This window comes from Achromobacter sp. RW408, from assembly GCF_003184165.1.
Lineage (GTDB): Bacteria > Pseudomonadota > Gammaproteobacteria > Burkholderiales > Burkholderiaceae_B > Achromobacter > Achromobacter xylosoxidans.
Map to the genome: position 1 here is coordinate 741,162 of NZ_QHHO01000049.1, position 15,913 is coordinate 757,074.

Annotated in this window: 13 protein-coding genes; 7 read left to right on the forward strand and 6 right to left on the reverse strand. The window is 68.9% G+C overall.

The annotated features are described in order from the left end of the window. Positions 1–8 precede the first annotated feature (8 nt). A complete protein-coding gene (locus tag DK459_RS22875; protein ID WP_054447541.1) occupies positions 9–1,406 on the reverse strand; it encodes a lysine N(6)-hydroxylase/L-ornithine N(5)-oxygenase family protein in 1,398 nt (465 codons plus the stop codon). A 392-nt stretch (positions 1,407–1,798) separates the two neighbouring features. On the opposite strand from DK459_RS22875, the gene DK459_RS22880 reads away from it, so the two are divergent. From DK459_RS22880 to DK459_RS22890, 3 genes are all read left to right on the forward strand, one after another. Continuing rightward, positions 1,799–2,413 carry an ATP-binding cassette domain-containing protein gene (locus tag DK459_RS22880; RefSeq protein ID WP_223821407.1) on the forward strand — a complete coding sequence of 205 codons (615 nt, stop codon included), beginning with the start codon at positions 1,799–1,801 and terminating at the stop codon, positions 2,411–2,413. After that, positions 2,404–3,204: an iron export ABC transporter permease subunit FetB gene (gene fetB / locus DK459_RS22885; RefSeq protein WP_026383065.1), complete on the forward strand. Its 801-nt coding sequence runs from the start codon at positions 2,404–2,406 to the stop codon at positions 3,202–3,204. Before DK459_RS22880 ends, fetB begins: the two co-directional genes overlap by 10 nt. Before the next feature lie 133 nt (positions 3,205–3,337). Then, complete coding sequence (locus tag DK459_RS22890) at positions 3,338–3,979, forward strand: VTT domain-containing protein (protein ID WP_049051035.1); 642 nt, start codon at positions 3,338–3,340, stop codon at positions 3,977–3,979. 152 nt (positions 3,980–4,131) lie between these two features. Here DK459_RS22890 and DK459_RS22895 read toward each other — a convergent pair whose 3' ends face one another. Then, positions 4,132–6,360 carry an NADP-dependent isocitrate dehydrogenase gene (locus DK459_RS22895; RefSeq protein ID WP_110135086.1) on the reverse strand — a complete coding sequence of 743 codons (2,229 nt, stop codon included), beginning with the start codon at positions 6,358–6,360 and terminating at the stop codon, positions 4,132–4,134. Between the two features lie 445 nt (positions 6,361–6,805). Here DK459_RS22895 and DK459_RS22900 point away from each other — a divergent pair, with 445 nt between their 5' ends. Both DK459_RS22900 and ilvA read left to right on the forward strand, forming a co-directional pair. Then, a complete protein-coding gene (locus DK459_RS22900) occupies positions 6,806–8,347 on the forward strand; it encodes a helix-turn-helix domain-containing protein (protein ID WP_110135087.1) in 1,542 nt (513 codons plus the stop codon). A gap of 195 nt (positions 8,348–8,542) precedes the next feature. Beyond that, complete coding sequence (ilvA, locus tag DK459_RS22905; RefSeq protein ID WP_020927761.1) at positions 8,543–10,120, forward strand: threonine ammonia-lyase, biosynthetic; 1,578 nt, start codon at positions 8,543–8,545, stop codon at positions 10,118–10,120. Here the strand turns inward: ilvA and DK459_RS22910 are convergent. From DK459_RS22910 to DK459_RS22925, 4 genes are read right to left on the reverse strand one after another with little or no spacing between them, the layout of a single operon-like run. Beyond that, on the reverse strand, positions 10,117–10,944 hold the full coding sequence (locus DK459_RS22910) for an ABC transporter ATP-binding protein (protein WP_024068908.1): 828 nt from the start codon (positions 10,942–10,944) through the stop codon (positions 10,117–10,119). The genes ilvA and DK459_RS22910 overlap by 4 nt on opposite strands. Before the next feature lie 4 nt (positions 10,945–10,948). Continuing rightward, positions 10,949–11,407 (reverse strand): azurin, encoded by a 459-nt coding sequence (azu, locus tag DK459_RS22915; RefSeq protein ID WP_006384188.1) that lies wholly within the window; start codon positions 11,405–11,407, stop codon positions 10,949–10,951. Positions 11,408–11,435: 28 nt separating this feature from the next. After that, positions 11,436–12,512, reverse strand: coding sequence for an iron ABC transporter permease (locus DK459_RS22920; protein WP_110135088.1), 1,077 nt, complete (start codon positions 12,510–12,512; stop codon positions 11,436–11,438). 12 nt (positions 12,513–12,524) lie between these two features. After that, complete coding sequence (locus tag DK459_RS22925; protein ID WP_054443367.1) at positions 12,525–13,646, reverse strand: ABC transporter substrate-binding protein; 1,122 nt, start codon at positions 13,644–13,646, stop codon at positions 12,525–12,527. 193 nt (positions 13,647–13,839) lie between these two features. On the opposite strand from DK459_RS22925, the gene DK459_RS22930 reads away from it, so the two are divergent. Both DK459_RS22930 and DK459_RS22935 read left to right on the forward strand, forming a co-directional pair. Next, positions 13,840–14,523: a response regulator transcription factor gene (locus DK459_RS22930; RefSeq protein WP_026383057.1), complete on the forward strand. Its 684-nt coding sequence runs from the start codon at positions 13,840–13,842 to the stop codon at positions 14,521–14,523. Further along, a complete protein-coding gene (locus DK459_RS22935; protein ID WP_110135089.1) occupies positions 14,516–15,886 on the forward strand; it encodes a HAMP domain-containing sensor histidine kinase in 1,371 nt (456 codons plus the stop codon). The genes DK459_RS22930 and DK459_RS22935 overlap by 8 nt, the downstream gene beginning before the upstream one ends. Positions 15,887–15,913: the final 27 nt, after the last annotated feature.

Consider the following 15,913-nt stretch of genomic DNA (forward strand, 5'->3'; position numbering starts at 1 on the left):
CCGGGGCATCAGACGGTGGCGGCGCGATGGCCGTCCAGCATGGGCATCAGTTCCGGCGCGACGGCGCCGCGGCACGCCGGCGCCGGCTGGGCCGCGCGATGCGCCAACACGCCGCTGGCCGGCGGACGGAAGTCCTGCAGCGCGGTGCGCGGTTCGACGGCGTAGTGCTCATGGCCGGTCAGTTCGCGCAGGATCTGCGAATTGCGGTAGCAGCAGAAGCCCAGGTCGGGATTGGTGACGCCATGGCTGAGCAGGCCGCTGTTCTGCACGAAGATCTCGTTGCCGCCATGGTCGATGGTGTAGTTGCGCGCGATGCGGTAGCCGCCATCGTCGGCCCAGGCGATGCGGTCGTGGATGGGATTGACGCAGCTGGGGATGCTGCGCGCATAGCCGGTGGCCAGCACCAGGCCATCGGTCGAATGCGAGAACGGCTGGCCGGTATCGACGTGGCGGAATTCCAGCTGGTAGCGACCGGTGCCGCGGTCATGGCGGCTGGCGCGCAATTCGGCATTGGTCAGCAGCGTGTAGCGGTTGTCGCCGTTGTGGATCCTTTCATCGAGCAGGTCGTAGATCTGGTTGATCAGCGACGCGTTGATGCCCTTGTACAGGCTGCTCTGCTCGGCCAGGATCTGGCGGCGGCGAGCCTCGGGCAGGTCGTAGAAATAATTGGTGTAGTCGGGGGAAATCAGTTCCAGCGTGAGCTTGGTGTTCTCCATCTGGAAAAAGCGCGGCGAACGGGTGATCCAGGCCAGGCTGTAGTCGTGTTCGTCGCTGTCGCGCAGCAGGTCGTGGAACACCTCGGCCGCGCTCTGGCCGCTACCCACGATGGTGATCGACGTCCGTCGTTGCAGCTGTTCCTTGTGCCGCAGATAGTCGGCGCTGTGGATGTAGGGCGCTTCGCGCCGGTCGCAGCAGGCCGGCAGCACCGGCTGCGACCCCAGGCCCAGCACCAGCTTGCGGCAGCGGACCATGAAGCGTTCGCCATTGACGCTGTGCTGGCCGGTGACCAGGTAGGTGTCGGTCTCGGGGTCATGCAGCACGCTCTGCACGTCGCTGTTGAAGCGCAGGTTCGGCAGGCGCGCGGCCACCCATTTGCAATAGCGGTTGTACTCGGCGCGCGTCAGGTAGTGGTTCTCGCGCATGTAGTACGAGTAGATGCGGCCGGTCTGCTTGCAGTAGTTCAGGTAGCTGTATTCGCTGCGCGGATCGGCCAGGCTGACCAGGTCCGCCAGGAACGGGTTCTGCAGCGTGGAGGCCTCGATCAGCATGCCCGGATGCCAGTCGAAGCCGGGTTTCTTGTCGAGGAACAGGGCGCGCACGCCGGGCAAGGGCGCCGACAGGCAGGCCAGGCTGAGGTTGAAAGGGCCTAGGCCGATCGCGACGAAGTCATAGATTTCACGGTTCATGATGGTTACGCCTTTTGCGGAGTCTCTCGTTGCACGGACGATGCCCGGGGCAGGGCATACTCGGAACAGGGCCGGCTAGTCAGGCGGAACGGGACGCGAGCGGCTCGTCGGTCCGTCGGTCCACTGCAACAACAAAGAATTTCCATCGCCGGTATTGCATGAATTGAACATCTGTGTAGGTATGATTTTCATTTGCAATAAAGACACTCTAGCAAATGGTTTTTTGCGGCGAAGCATTGCCACAGCCACCGAGGCGGCGCCCATATGCAGGGTGGCAAAGCGCATAGGGACATGGCCGAAACGCATAAGCTCATGCATGGACCCGAGAGGGCATCGAGGGCGCGCCGCGGCGCCGCGCATATGCCTGGCGCGCGCGGGTTATGCTTGCCGCCATGTCACAGAAACCTCCCGTGCTCAGGCTGCGCGGCGTCTACAGCGAACGCCTGGCGCCCGTCAGCCTGGATCTGGCGGCGGGCGAATGCGCCGCCATCACCGGCCCTTCGGGGTCGGGCAAGTCGCTGCTGTTGCGCCAGGTCGCCGATCTCGATCCGGGCCATGGCGAAGTCGAATTGGACGGCGCGCCGCGTTCCGGCATGCGCGGTTGGCAATGGCGCCGCCAGGTGACCTATTGCCAGGCCGAGGCCGGCTGGTGGGACGACCGCGTCGCGCGGCATTTCGCCGACCGGACCCTGGCCACCGAACTGTTGCAGCGCCTGGGCCTGGCGCCGGAAAAAATGGACGCCCTGGTGCAGGAGCTGTCCACCGGCGAACGCCAGCGCGCCGCCCTGGCGCGGGCCTTGGCGCAGGCGCCGCGGGCTTTGCTGCTGGACGAGCCCACGGCGGCGCTGGATCCCGAGGCCACGGCGCGCGTCGAGGCCGAACTGCGCCGCTATCTGGAGGGTGGCGCGGCCATCCTCATGGTCACCCACAATCCCGAGCAGGCGCGCCGCATGGGAAGGCGCGGCTGGCGCATGGAGCAGGGCAAGCTGGAGCCGCAATGGACGTGATCAAGCTGCAGACGCTGGACCTGGTCATCGCCTCGCTGCTGGTGCTGCTGTCGGCCGGCATTTCGTTCGCGTTGCGCTTGAACCTGCAGCGCCAGGTGCTGTGGGCGGCGCTGCGCACCGTGGTGCAGCTGCTGCTGGTCGGCCATATCCTGCGTATCGTGTTCGCGCACGCGGCGCCCTGGCTGACCGCGCTGGTGGTGGCGGTGATGATGGCGCTGGCGGCGCGCGAGGTCGCGGCCCGGCCCAAGGGGCGGTTGGCCGGCCATGGCAACGGGCACGTGGGCACGATGGCGGTGGTGGCCACCACGGTGGTCACCGCGCTGTTCATCCTCAGTACCGCGCTGCGCCCGGAACCCTGGTACGACCCGCGCTATACCATTGCGCTGGTCGGCATCGTGCTGGGCAGCGTGCTCAATGCCGCCAGCCTGGCGCTGGACGGGGTGCTGTCGGGCGTGCGCCGCGACAAGCTGGCGATCGAGGCGCGCCTGTCGCTGGGCGCGACCGCGCACCAGGCCTTCGCGGCGTTGCTGCGCGAGTCGGTGCGGCGCGGCATCGTGCCCAGCATCAACCAGATGTCGGCGGCCGGCATCATCACGCTGCCTGGCATCATGACCGGCCAGATCATCGCCGGCATGGACCCGATCGATGCGGCCAAGTACCAGATCCTGCTGATGTTCCTGCTGTGCGGCGCCAGCGGCATGGCGGCCATGGGCGCGGCCTATGGCGCCATGCGGCGGCTGACGGACGAGCGCGGCCGGCTGCGGCTCGATCGGTTGATGGCCGAGCGCTGAGCGGCGCCCGCGGCTGTCTCGTCGGCGGCGCCAGGATTTGATGAAATATCGACGCGGCCCGCTGCATACTGCGACCCTTCATCCATGACGCGGCCGGCGCCACCGGCCATGAAAAAAGAAGGGCGGGATCCGTATGAGCATTACCGAGATGTTTGCGTGGTTGACCAGCGAGCAGGGCCTGATGGCGCTGCTGGCGCAGAACTGGGTGCTGGGCACCTGCATCATCGCCGCCATCGTGTTTATCGAGACCGGCTTGGTGGTGATGCCGTTCCTGCCGGGCGATTCGCTGCTGTTCGCGGCCGGCGCGTTCCTGGGGCTGGCGGGCATCGACCCGCTGGCGTCGTTGGCGGCCATCACGGCGGCCGCCATTGCCGGCGACGCGCTCAACTATGCCATTGCCTCGTCGCGCTGGGGCCAGAAGCTGGCGCATAGCCGCTGGGTCAAGCCGGATCACCTGAAACGGGCGCGCGATTATTTCGCCCGCTACGGCGCCATGACCATCACGGTGGCGCGCTTCGTGCCCATCGTGCGCACCCTGGCGCCATTCGTGGCGGGGCTGTCGCAGATGCCGCGCCGCACTTTCTTCATCTACAACGTGGTCGGCGCCATCGCCTGGTGCGGCTCGATGCTGCTGGCGGGCTATTGGCTCGGCTCCATCGCCTGGGTGCGCGCCAACCTGCATTGGGTGTCGGTCATCATCATCGGGCTGTCGCTGGTTCCCGTGGCGCTGCAGTGGCTGCAGATGCGACGGATGCGCAGGGTGTCGCAGACCTGAGCGGCGCGCGGCGGGGCACGGGTCGAGAGCGGGATGCCGGGACAGGCCCCGCCTGCGGCCCGGCATCCCGGAACAAAGAAAAAGCCGGCGGCTCCTTGCGGAACCGCCGGCTTTTTTTGCGCCACCGGGCCAGGCGGCCCGGGGCGGGGGGCTTAGCCGATGTTGGCCAGCACCTGGTTCAGCGTGGCGCTGGGGCGCATGGCGCGGCTGGCCTTGTCTTCGTTCGGCTGGTAGTAGCCGCCGATGTCGACCGGCTTGCCCTGGGCGGCCTTGAGCTCTTCCAGGATCTTGGCTTCGCCTTGCGCGAACGCGGCGGCGGCCGGGGCGAACAGCGCGGCCAGCGCGCGGTCGTCGGTCTGCTCGGCCAGGGCCTGGGCCCAGTACATCGCCAGGTAGAAGTGGCTGCCGCGGTTGTCCAGGCCGCCGACCTTGCGGTCGGGCGACTTGTTCTCGTCCAGGAACTTGGCGGTGGCCAGGTCCAGCGTCTTGGCCAGCACTTGCGCGCGGGCGTTGTCGTAGGCGCGGCCCAGGTGATCCAGCGAAGCGGCCAGGGCCATGAATTCGCCCAGCGAGTCCCAGCGCAGGAAGCCTTCTTCCAGGAACTGCTGCACGTGCTTGGGCGCCGAACCGCCGGCGCCGGTTTCGAACAGGCCGCCGCCGGCGACCAGCGGCACGATCGACAGCATCTTGGCGCTGGTGCCCAGCTCCATGATGGGGAACAGGTCGGTCAGGTAGTCGCGCAGTACGTTGCCGGTGACGGAGATGGTGTCCAGGCCTTCGCGGATGCGCTTGAGCGAGAACTTGGTGGCCTCGACCGGCGCCAGGATGCGCAGATCCAGGCCGTTGGTGTCGTGGTCGTTCAGGTACTGCTTGACCTTGGCGATGACCTGGGCGTCGTGGGCGCGCTTTTCGTCCAGCCAGAACACGGCCGGCGTCTGGCTGACGCGGGCGCGGGTGACGGCCAGCTTGACCCAGTCCTGGATGGCGGCGTCCTTGGTCTGGCACATGCGCCAGAGGTCGCCGCCCTCGACGGCCTGCTCCAGCAGCACCTTGCCCGAGGCGTCTGTGACGCGCACGGTGCCGGCGGCGGGGATGACGAAGGTCTTGTTGTGCGAGCCGTATTCCTCGGCGGCCTGGGCCATCAGGCCGACGTTGGGCACGCTGCCCATCGTGACCGGATTGAAGGCGCCGTGCTGCTTGCAGTCGTCGATGACGGCCTGGTAGACGCCGGCGTAGCAACGGTCGGGGATGACGGCCTTGGCGTCCTGCAGCTTGCCTTCGGCGTTCCACATCTTGCCCGAGTCGCGGATCATGGCAGGCATGGAGGCGTCGACGATGACGTCGCTGGGCACGTGCAGGTTGGTGATGCCCTTGTCGGAGTTCACCATGGCCAGCTGCGGCAGCGTCTTGTAGGCGGCGTCGATGTCGGCGGTGATCGCGGCCTGCTGGTCGGCGGGCAGCGACTGGATCTTGGCGTACAGGTCGCCGATGCCGTTGTTGGGATCGAAGCCGGCCTGCTTGAGGACGGCGGCGTGCTTGGCCAGCACGTCCTTGTAGAACACGGACACCACGTGGCCGAAGATGACGGGGTCGGAGACCTTCATCATGGTGGCCTTCAGGTGCACCGAGAACAACACGCCCTGGGCGCGCGCGTCGTCGATCTGGGCCTGCAGGAAGGTCTTGAGCTTGGCGGTCGACAGCACGGCGGCGTCGATGATCTCGCCGGCCTTGACCGGGGTCTTTTCCTTCAGCACGGTCTTGCTGCCGTCGACGGCGGTCAGCTCGATCTTGACGTCGCCGGCTTCGGCGATCAGGGCCGACTTTTCGGTGCCGTAGAAGTCGCCGCTGTCCATGTGCGCGACGTGCGACTTGGAGTCAGCCGTCCAGGCGCCCATCTTGTGCGGGTGCTTGCGGGCGTAGTTCTTGACCGACAGCGGCGCGCGGCGGTCGGAGTTGCCTTCGCGCAGCACGGGGTTGACGGCGCTGCCCTTGACCTTGTCGTAGCGCGCCTTGACGTCGCGCTCGGTGTCGTTGGCCGGGGCGTCCGGGTAGTCGGGCAGCTTGTAGCCCTGGTCCTGCAGTTCCTTGATGGCGGCCTTGAGCTGCGGCATCGAGGCGCTGATGTTGGGCAGCTTGATGATGTTGGCTTCGGGCTGGACCGCCAGGGCGCCCAGTTCGGACAGGGCATCGCCCAGCTTCTGGCTGTCGTCGAGGTAGTCGGGGAACAGGGCGATGATGCGGCCCGCCAGGGAGATGTCGCGGGTTTCGACCGTAATGCCAGCGGACTTCGCGAAGGTCTGGACGATCGGCAGCAGGGAACGGGTTGCAAGCGCCGGAGCTTCGTCGGTGAGGGTGTAGATAATCTTCGGAGTAAGAGACATGATCCTTGAATCTGTTCGGCGGTGGCGCTAGGCGCAAACCCGAACATGCTATGCGGCGTCAGCCGGTAGATGTTGTCGAGAGTGGGTTCGTTTGAACCGACACAGGCGGGCCCGGGTCGGCTCAACATGGCGCCGCCCGCCCTTTATTTGCTGGTCCAAAAGCCCGACCGCCTGGAAGGTGCGACTGCCACGAATCGAACATTGTAATACCGTGACCCGCGCGGCGTGCGCGGAAATGGGCGCCAATCGTCCGCCGGGCGTGCGCCAGTGGCCGGATGGACGGTTTTTTGCGTCCAGGAATGGCGCCAAAGATCGACAACCTCTGGTAACGGCGTGCAAGTATTGGCTAATATGCCGCAACTGTCGCGCCAAAGCGCGCGGGCGGGTGAGAGCGGGGCGCCGGATGACGATGGGCGTTGTGAGAGGCCCGGCGCGGAGAGAGGCAATGCGGTTTGGCAATCTGTTGTTCGATCCGAAGTTCCGCTATGCCAGCGGTACCGATGGCAGGACGGTGCACTTCACGCCCGTCGAAAGTGCCGCGCTGGCCTTGTTGACCGGACACGTGGGCCAGATCCTGCCGCGCCAGCGCCTGCTGGACGTGACCCAGCGCGGTGACGGCGACGCCCTCGAGCGCAGCGTCGACCTGTTGATCAATCGCCTGCGCGCCAAGCTCGGCGATTCCGCGCGTGCGCCCCGTTTCATCGCCACCAGCTACGGCGAAGGCTACAGCTGGATCGCCGCGGCCGAGCCGGGGCCGGGCGGCGACGTCTATGTCGCCATCGGGCCGGCGGCCGGCCCCGAGGCCTTGCGCGCCGAGCCGCGGGTGCGAGCCTTCCTGACGGACCTGGCCGCGGCATTGCGGGCGCGCCTGCCGAGCGAGCGGGGCGTCAGCCTGTTGTCGCTGGCGGCCGCCGCCGAAGCGCGCGCGCCATTCCGGGTGGAGGTTGGTTTGCGCCAGGACGAGGCCGGCGTGCATTGCGCGGTGGTTTTGCGCGAAGCGGCCAGCGGGGCGGCGTTGCGCGCCGAGCGCTGGACCATCGCGCCCGGGGACGGTCCCGACGTCGGCCGGACCGCCGCCGCGACTTTCGCGGCTTGCCTGAAAAGCGAAATCTGGCGCAGCCTGGCACGGGCTCGCGGCGACGTGGCCGGCCCCTCCGACGAGCCGATCGAGTTGCGCTTGCACAGTGCCGCGGTGCTGCTGTCGCGCACCCCGCAAAGCTGGCTGGAGTCGGAGGCCGAACTGGAGAAACTGCGCGCCGAGAATCCCGACGATCCGCAGACCGCGCTGATGTGGGCCTCGCACCTGTACGCGCGGCTGGTGCTGGACCTGTCCAGTGTCCCGGCCGAGCTCGAGCCGCAGATCGAGGCGCTGGTGTTCCAGGCGCTGCCGCACGTGCGGGCCAATCCGATGCTGGCGCTGGCGGCGGCCAAGCTGCTGTGCTTCGTCAGCCACGGCCACCTGGCGCTGGCCGAGGCGTTGGCCGAAGAGGCCTTCGCGCGCAGCACCGCGTTCGCGTCCGCTTTTGCGGTGCTGGGCCAGTTGCGATTGAACCGCGGCCTCCTGCGGGAAGCCATCGAGCATTTCGACCAGGGCATCGGCCTGGCCGAACCCGGTTCCGAATTCCAGGTGTTCCTGATGGTCTTGAAATGCACCACCTTGCTGGCCCTGGATGATCGCCAGGCATGCCTGGCGGCCAGCGAGGCCCTGTACCGCGCCAAGCCCTTGACGCGCATGCAGATGGGCCTGTTCCTGTGCTCGCCCGACGAGGTGCTGCCCGACGACCTGCGCCAGATCCTGCTGGCGCTGGACGCCGACATGCTGCGCCGCTTGCTGGCGCATTTCGAATACCTGTTCGTGCGGCGGGTGCCCGACGCCGCGGGCAGGAGGAACATGTTCCGCGGCGTGCTGGCGCAGTTGGCGCGGCACCGGCCGCTGGACGAGCTGCCGGCGCCCGTGCGGCCCTATGCCCAAGGCGGGCCGATTTGACAAACCGCCGCGCTTGCGGGAAGCTACGCCCCATGACTTCCCGCGCCGTCCGCATTTCGCTGATTATTACCATCATTCCTGGAATGGTGGGTTAACGCGCGACCGCAGTCAGTCAAACAAACCCGCCCCACGAGGCGGGTTTTTTGTTGCCGCCTCTGCCGGGCCCAGCCCCCGAAAAAGCCGCAGAGAGTTCCCATGCAACAACCGCAAGCCACCCCCACCGACACCGATGCATTCACCGCGGGCCGCGCCGCGCCCATGGAATACCTGCGCCAGATCCTGACCGCGCGCGTATACGACATCGCCCGCGAAACCGAACTGGACCCGGCCCACGGCCTGTCGCGCCGGCTGGGCAACCGCGTGCATCTCAAGCGCGAGGACAACCAGCCGGTGTTCTCGTTCAAGGTGCGCGGCGCCTACAACAAGATGCGCAACACGCCGCAGGCGGCGCTGGAGCGCGGCGTGATCACCGCGTCGGCCGGCAACCACGCCCAGGGCGTGGCGATCTCCGCCGCCCGGCTCGGCGTGCGCGCCACCATCGTGGTGCCGCAGACCGCGCCGCAGGTGAAGGTAGACGCGGTGCGCGCCTTCGGCGGGCCGACGGTGCAGGTGGTGCTGGCGGGCGACTCCTACAGCGATGCCTACGCCTACGCGCAGACGCTGGCGCGCGATCAGGATCTGACTTTCATTCCGGCGTTCGACGACCCCTACGTGATCGCCGGGCAGGGCACGGTCGGCATGGAGATCCTGCGCCAGCATCCGGGGCGGCTGGACGCGGTGTTCGTGCCGATCGGCGGCGGCAGCCTGGCGGCGGGCGTGTCGGTGTACATGAAGGCGGTGGATCCGTCCGTCAAGGTGATCGGGGTGCAGACGGTCGATTCCAGCGCCATGGCGCAGTCGATCCAGGTGGGCGAGCGCGTCAGCCTGGCCGAGGTGGGGCTGTTCTCGGATGGCACCGCGGTCAAGCTGGTGGGCGAAGAGACCTTCCGCCTGTGCCGCCAGTTCCTCGACGAAGTGATCCTGGTGGACACCGACGCGGTCTGCGCGGCGATCAAGGACGTTTTCCTGGACACGCGCAGCGTGCTGGAGCCGGCGGGCGCGCTGGCGCTGGCCGGACTCAAGCAATACGTGGAGCGCGAGGGCGTGAGCGGCCAGTCGCTGGTGGCGATCACCTCGGGCGCCAACATGAACTTCGACCGCATGCGCTTCGTTGCCGACCGCGCCGAGGTGGGCGAGGCGCGCGAGGCGGTGTTCGCCGTCACCTTGCCCGAGGAGCGCGGCAGCTTCCGCCGCTTCTGCGCGGTGATGGGCCAGCGCAGCGTGACCGAATTCAACTACCGCATCGCCGACGCCCGCACCGCCCGCATCTTCGTCAGCGTGCAGATCGCGCGGCGCGGCGAGGGCGCGGACATCATGCGCGGCTTGCAGGAGCAGGGCTTCGCGGTCAGCGACCTGACGCACAACGAGGTATCCAAGCAGCACATCCGCTACATGGTCGGCGGGCGTTCGCCGCTGGCGGGCGGCGAACGCCTGTTCCGCTTCGAATTTCCGGAACGTCCGGGCGCGCTGATGAAGTTCCTGACCGCCATGGCGCCGAACTGGAACATCAGCCTGTTCCACTACCGCAACCAGGGCGCCGACTTCAGTTCGGTGCTGGTGGGCATCCAGGCGCCGGTGGCCGACGACGCGGCGCTCGACCGCTTCCTGGCGCAGCTGGGCTACGCCCATTCGGAAGAGACGGCGAACGAGGCCTACCGGCAGTTCCTGATCTAGGCGATATGGGCCAATCCGATATGGGCCAATCCGTCCACATGCACTTGCGGTTGGCCCTGCGGACACCGTTCGACCCGGGCCAGCACGCCATAGGCGCGGCGCAGCGTATCGCGCGTGACCACCTCGCGCGGCGGGCCTTCGGCCAGCAGCGCGCCGCCGTGCAGCAGCAGGGCATGGTCGGCGTGGCGCAGGGCGATGTTCAGGTCGTGCAGCACCACCAGCGTGATGAGGCGATGGCTTGCGGTCTGCCGGCGCAGCACGTCCATGACGTGGAACTGGTAATTCAGGTCCAGCGCCGACAGCGGCTCGTCCAGCAATAGCAGGCGCGGCCGCCGCACCAGGGCCTGGGCCAGCGAGGCCAACTGCTTCTGGCCGCCGGACAGCTCGTCCAGGCAACGGCTGGCGAGGGCGTTGATGCCCAGTTCGGACAGCACCCGCATGGCCTCGCCCATGAGCACGTCGCCGGGCTGGCGCGCGCGGCCGGAGCGGGCCGCCACCAGCACCGATTCCAGCACCGTCATGTGCACGCCCCTGGGCAGGGCCTGCGGCATGTACATGGCATGTTGCGCGCGCCGCGCCGGCGGCAGCCGGCCGAAATCGGCGCCGTCCAGCCGCAGTTCGCCGGCCTGCATGGGGTTCAGGCCGGCCAGGGTCTTGAGCAGCGTCGATTTGCCGCTGCCGTTCGGACCCAATAGCGCGGTCAGCGTGCCTTCGCGCAGCGGGCCCGCCCGCAGGCCCCGCAGCACCGGGCGCGCGCCATAGCCGGCATCGAGCGCGCGGATCTCCAGCGCGGCCGGGGTGTCGGGGCTCTGCCGCGAGGCCATGGCGTCAGGGCCGCTGCAGGGCCAGCGTGCCGCGCATGTGCTGGGCGTGCGCCGGGAACGAGCAATAGAAGGTGTACGACTGCCCGGCCGCCAGGCGGCTGACGGGGAAGGTGACGCTGGCGGTCTCGCCGCCGCCCAGCATCGGCGTGCGGGCCAGGATGCGGCCATCGCCCGGGGCCAGGAAATCATGCGCCGCGCCCGCCTTCATGCCGTCGACCATCACCGCGTCGATGTCTTCGGTCCGGGTCAGCACCCAGTTGTGGCCGGCCTTTTCCTTGCTGTTCTTGCCGGTATGGATCAGGCGCACCGTGAAGTCCTGGCAGGTGGCGGGCACCACGATGTGGGCGGGCGCGAACTTCTTGCCGGGCTGGCCTTCGACGTCGATGCTGCAGGCGGGCGCGGCGGCGTGGACGGCGCCGGCGGCCAGCAGGGCGGCGAGGGCGAACGGGTAGCGGGTGTGCATGGGAAGGCGTCTCCGGTGAAGGTAGGAGTCAGCTGCGCTTGAGGGCGCGGATGACGATGGTGAGAAAGAAGGGAATGCCGACCAGCGAGGTCACGATGCCGACCGGCACCAGCGCGCCGGGCAGCACGGTCTTGGAGGCGACGGAGGCCAGCGACAGGATCAGCGCGCCGGCCAGCGCGCTGCCGGGCAGGTAGTGGCGATGGTCCTCGCCCAGCAGCAGCCGGGCGATGTGAGGCGCCACCAGGCCGACGAAACCGATGGTGCCGACGAACGACACCGCCAAGGCAGCCAGCGCGCTGACGCGCAGCAGGCTCACCAGCCGCAGGCGCTTGACGTCGATGCCGAAACTGGCGGCGCGTTCCTCGCCCAGCCGCACCGCCGTCAGCTTCCAGGCGTCGCGCAGGGAATAGGGAAGCGCCAGGGCCAGCGCCACGGCCATCGCGCCGACGCTGGTCCAGTTGGCGCGCGCCAGGCTGCCCATGGTCCAGAAGACGATGCCTTGCAGCGCTTCCTCGCTGGCGATGAATTGCAGCAGCATCACCAGGGCCTGGAAGGCATACACCAGGGCAATGCCGAACAGCACCACGCCCAGCGTCGACCCGCCGCGCCAGCGCGCCACGCGTTCCAGCACCAGCACCGACACCAGCGTGCTGGCGAAGGCGGACAACGACACCACCATGCCCGGCGGCAAAGCCGGCAGGTGCCAGTCCAGCGTGATCGCCAGCGAGGCGCCGAACGCGGCGGCGGCCGACACGCCAAGCGTGTAGGGACTGGCCAGCGGGTTGTCGAGCATGGTCTGCATCTCGGCGCCGCCCAGCCCCAGCGCCACGCCCACCAGCAATGCCATCAGCGCGTAGGGCAGGCGGAACTGCCAGACGATGACGCGGGTGCCGGCGTCGGCGCCGTCGGGATGCAGCAGTGTGCGCAGCAGATCGGCCGACGCCAGGCCGGCCGGGCCGGTGGCGAGGTCGGCCAGCAGGCTGGCGACGATGAGCACGGCCAGCGCCAGCGCCAGCAGCAGGCGCCGCCTGCGGGTGCGGCGATAGTGGGCGACGGGATCGTCCGGCATGCCGTCGGCGGCCAGCATGGTGGCGGGGGTCTGCATGGGAAGAGCCGGTCAACGGGCGGCGGGCGCGGTCCAGTAGGTGCCGGCGCCGTCCAGGTCGAGGAAGTCGCGGTACAGCGTGTCGAGCGTGGCGCGCGGATCGAGCGCGGCGGCGCGTTCCGGATACAGCCACTTGGCCATGGCTTCCACCGCCGCCACGTTGTAGGGCGAGTTGTAGAACGCGTGCCAGATGCCGAAGGCGCGGCCGCGCTTGACCGCCTCCAGGTCGCGGATGCCGTCGCGTTGCAGCAAGGCGGACAGGCTGGCGGCGGAGACATCGGCGGCGGCGCCCGGTCCGACCAGCAGGCCCGGGCGGCCGGGTTCGGAGCGGCTGCCGGTGGCGATGTAGACCCGCGGCTGTGACTGCAGCAGGAATTCCATGCTGACGTCGCCGATCGCGCCCGGCAGCACCGGCGCCGCCACGTTCACGCCGCCGGCGGCCTGCAGCAGGTCGCCGAAGCTGCCGTTGCCGGTGGTGTGGCAGCACGCCGGCCAGACGCCGGCCAGCATTTCCACGAACACGCGCGGCCGCTCGGCCTGCGGCACGGGTTGCACCAGGTCGCGCACCTTGGCCATGTGCGATTCATAGAATGCAATGTAGCGCTCGGCCTGTTCCTGGCGGTCGAGCGCCTGGCCCAGGAGGCGCAGGCTGGGAACGGTGTTTTGCACCGGATGCTGGCGGAAGTCGATGAAGACGATGGGAATGCCGGCCTGCTGCAACGACGCGATCATGGGATTGTTGCGGCCCGGGCCGTGGCCGCTCAGGCTGAATACCGCCACGTCGGGCCTGAGCGCGACGATTTTTTCGGGACTGACGCTGGCTTCCGAGGTGGTGCCGATCAGCGGCACCTGGGCAGCCTTCGGGAAGCGCTTGACCAGCTGTTGCCAGGAGTAGGGGTCCTGCTGCTTGAGTTCGCCCTGCCAGCCGACCACGCGGGCCACCGGATCGGCGCGGTCCAGCAAGGCCATGGCGAAGACGAAGCGGCCTTCGCCCAGCAGCACCCGTCGCGGATGGTCGGGCACGGTCACGACGCGCCCGGCCAGGTCGGTCACCTGGCGGGCCTGGGCGCCGGCGACGGCGCAGAGCAGGGCGGCGCCAGCCAGCGCCGCGCGGAACACGAATTTCAAACGCATGGAGAATCCCGATCCAGTGACCCTGGACGCGCCCGCGGGCTTGCGGGTAACGCGAACCATTCACATCGGCGGACAGTCTCCGCCATCGGGGTTCAAGATTTCGTTAAGACGCGGCGGCCCGTGGCCGCGGCCGCTGCCGGGCGCCGGCCGCGCTTACAATCTGAGATTGATTTCCATTCCCGCCCGATCCGACATGCGCGTTCTTGTCATCGAAGACGATCCCGATATCCTGGCCAACATCACGCATCACCTGACGCGCCGCGGCTATATCGTCGATTGCGCGGAGGACGGGCTGCGCGGCTATGCGATGGCCGCTGAAGGCGGCTTCGACCTGATCGTGCTCGACCTGATGCTGCCGCGGCTGGATGGCTACGACCTGTGCCGCCAACTGCGCGCCGAAGCCGGCTGCGGCACGCCGATCATCATGGTCACCGCGCGCGACACGCTCGACAACCGCTTGGCCGGCTTCGATGCGGGCGCCGACGACTACCTGGTCAAGCCCTTCGCGCTAGCCGAACTGGCGGCGCGCGTCAAGGCGCTGCTGCACCGCGCCAGCGGCGCCGGCGCGGCGCGCGTGTTGCGGGTGGGCGACCTGACGCTGGATACCGGCACCCTGGCGCTGGCGCGCGCCGGGCAGGCGCTGCGCCTGCCGCCGTCGCCACTGCAGCTGTTGATGCTGTTGATGCGCGCCAGCCCCGCGGTGGTCCATCGTGGCCGGCTCGAAGAAGCCCTGTGGCGCGATTCCCCGCCCGATAGCGACAGCCTGCGCACCCATATCCACCAGATCCGCCAGGTGGTCGACAAGCCGTTCGACGCGCCGCTGCTGCACACGGTGCACGGCATCGGCTACCAATTGCGGGCGGCCGGCGATGCGTAGCGCGCGGCGCGGCCTGGCGCGCTACCTGGTGCGCACGTACCTGTTGCTGGCGCTGCTGGTCGGCGGCGTGCTGACCTGGGTGTCGATCTGGAGCGTGAACACGCTCGAAGTCCACTTGCAGCGCATCGACATGGGCATGGCGGTGGAACGGGTGCGCGGCGACTTCCTGGCGGGCATCGACCCGGGCCGGCCGCATCGGTTCTTCCATGGCGAACCGGGCGGACCGGCGTTCCCGCAATGGTTGCGGGGCCTGGCGCCGGGCTTCCACAAGATCGAGCGCGAGGGCCGAATCTGGCACGTCATGGTGGACGACAAGGACGGCCAGCGCTACATGCTGCTGCGCGACTACACCGAGTACGAACACAACCAGTCCGCGTCGCACTGGACCGTGGTCAGCGGCCTGGCCGGCGGGCTGGCGCTGGCCTTCGTGCTGGGCACCCTGGCCACGCGGCGCATGCTGCGGCCCTTGGCCAGGCTGGCGGCGCAGGTCACGGCGCGCGGCGCGCAGCCGCCGCAGACCCGCCTGGCCGAGGACTACCCCCCTGACGAGATCGGCCGGTTGGCGGCTGCCTTCGACGCCACCTACAACCAGCTCGAGCAGGCGCTGCGGCGCGAACAGCTGTTCACCGCCGACGTCGGCCACGAATTGCGCACGCCGCTGATGGTGATTTCCAGTTCCTGCGAACTGCTGTTGGAAGAGCCGGGACTGGATGCCGACGGCAATGCGCGCTTGCGGCGCATCGCGGCGGCCGCGGCCGACATGGGAGAACGGCTCGATACCTACCTGATGCTGGCGCGCGGGCGCGACGACGCGGGCCAGTTCGCGCGCGCCAGCGCCGATGAGGCCGCGCGCGAGCAACTCGCGGCCTGGAGCGCGGTGGCGCGGCGGCGCGGCATGTCGCTGACGCTGCAGGCCGCGGCGGGGCCGAGCCCGTCGAACGCGGCGGCCGGCGCGCCCGCCGATGTCTTCGACAGGGGCGCCGCCCCGGGCCCGAGCGGCGCCGACGGGATGACGCCGGCAATGGACCCGCCGCGCTTTCCGGCGCCGTTGCTGCGCGCGTTGCTGTCCAACCTGATCCGCAATTCGCTGCAATACGCCGGACCCGGCGCGCGCGTCACGATCAGCGCCGGCGCCCAATACCTGCAGGTGGCCGACGACGGTCCGGGCATTCCGGCGGAGCGGCAGCAGGCGGTCTTCAGCCCCTTTGTGCGCGGCACGCAGCCTGCCGCCGGCAACCTCGGGCTGGGCCTGTCCCTGGTGCAACGCATCTGCGAGCACCAGGGTTGGCGGGTCTCGCTGCAATCGGCGCCGGGGCGGGGCAGCGTGTTCCGCGTCGACCTTGGCACCACGGCTCGCTCCTGAAGATCACGGCGCGGCCCGCGGCCGGAC

Excerpts from the sequence above, each read along its gene's own strand:
- DK459_RS22930 (WP_026383057.1), top strand. The coding sequence starts at position 13,840 with ATGCGCGTTCTTGTCATCGAAGACGATCCCGATATCCTGGCCAACATC.
- ilvA (WP_020927761.1), top strand. The coding sequence starts at position 8,543 with ATGCAACAACCGCAAGCCACCCCCACCGACACCGATGCATTCACCGCG.
- DK459_RS22880 (WP_223821407.1), top strand. The coding sequence starts at position 1,799 with ATGTCACAGAAACCTCCCGTGCTCAGGCTGCGCGGCGTCTACAGCGAA.
- fetB (WP_026383065.1), top strand. The coding sequence starts at position 2,404 with ATGGACGTGATCAAGCTGCAGACGCTGGACCTGGTCATCGCCTCGCTG.
- azu (WP_006384188.1), bottom strand. The coding sequence starts at position 11,407 with ATGCACACCCGCTACCCGTTCGCCCTCGCCGCCCTGCTGGCCGCCGGC.
- DK459_RS22900 (WP_110135087.1), top strand. The coding sequence starts at position 6,806 with ATGCGGTTTGGCAATCTGTTGTTCGATCCGAAGTTCCGCTATGCCAGC.
- DK459_RS22920 (WP_110135088.1), bottom strand. The coding sequence starts at position 12,512 with ATGCAGACCCCCGCCACCATGCTGGCCGCCGACGGCATGCCGGACGAT.
- DK459_RS22875 (WP_054447541.1), bottom strand. The coding sequence starts at position 1,406 with ATGAACCGTGAAATCTATGACTTCGTCGCGATCGGCCTAGGCCCTTTC.
- DK459_RS22890 (WP_049051035.1), top strand. The coding sequence starts at position 3,338 with ATGAGCATTACCGAGATGTTTGCGTGGTTGACCAGCGAGCAGGGCCTG.
- DK459_RS22895 (WP_110135086.1), bottom strand. The coding sequence starts at position 6,360 with ATGTCTCTTACTCCGAAGATTATCTACACCCTCACCGACGAAGCTCCG.
- DK459_RS22910 (WP_024068908.1), bottom strand. The coding sequence starts at position 10,944 with ATGGCCTCGCGGCAGAGCCCCGACACCCCGGCCGCGCTGGAGATCCGC.
- DK459_RS22925 (WP_054443367.1), bottom strand. The coding sequence starts at position 13,646 with ATGCGTTTGAAATTCGTGTTCCGCGCGGCGCTGGCTGGCGCCGCCCTG.
- DK459_RS22935 (WP_110135089.1), top strand. The coding sequence starts at position 14,516 with ATGCGTAGCGCGCGGCGCGGCCTGGCGCGCTACCTGGTGCGCACGTAC.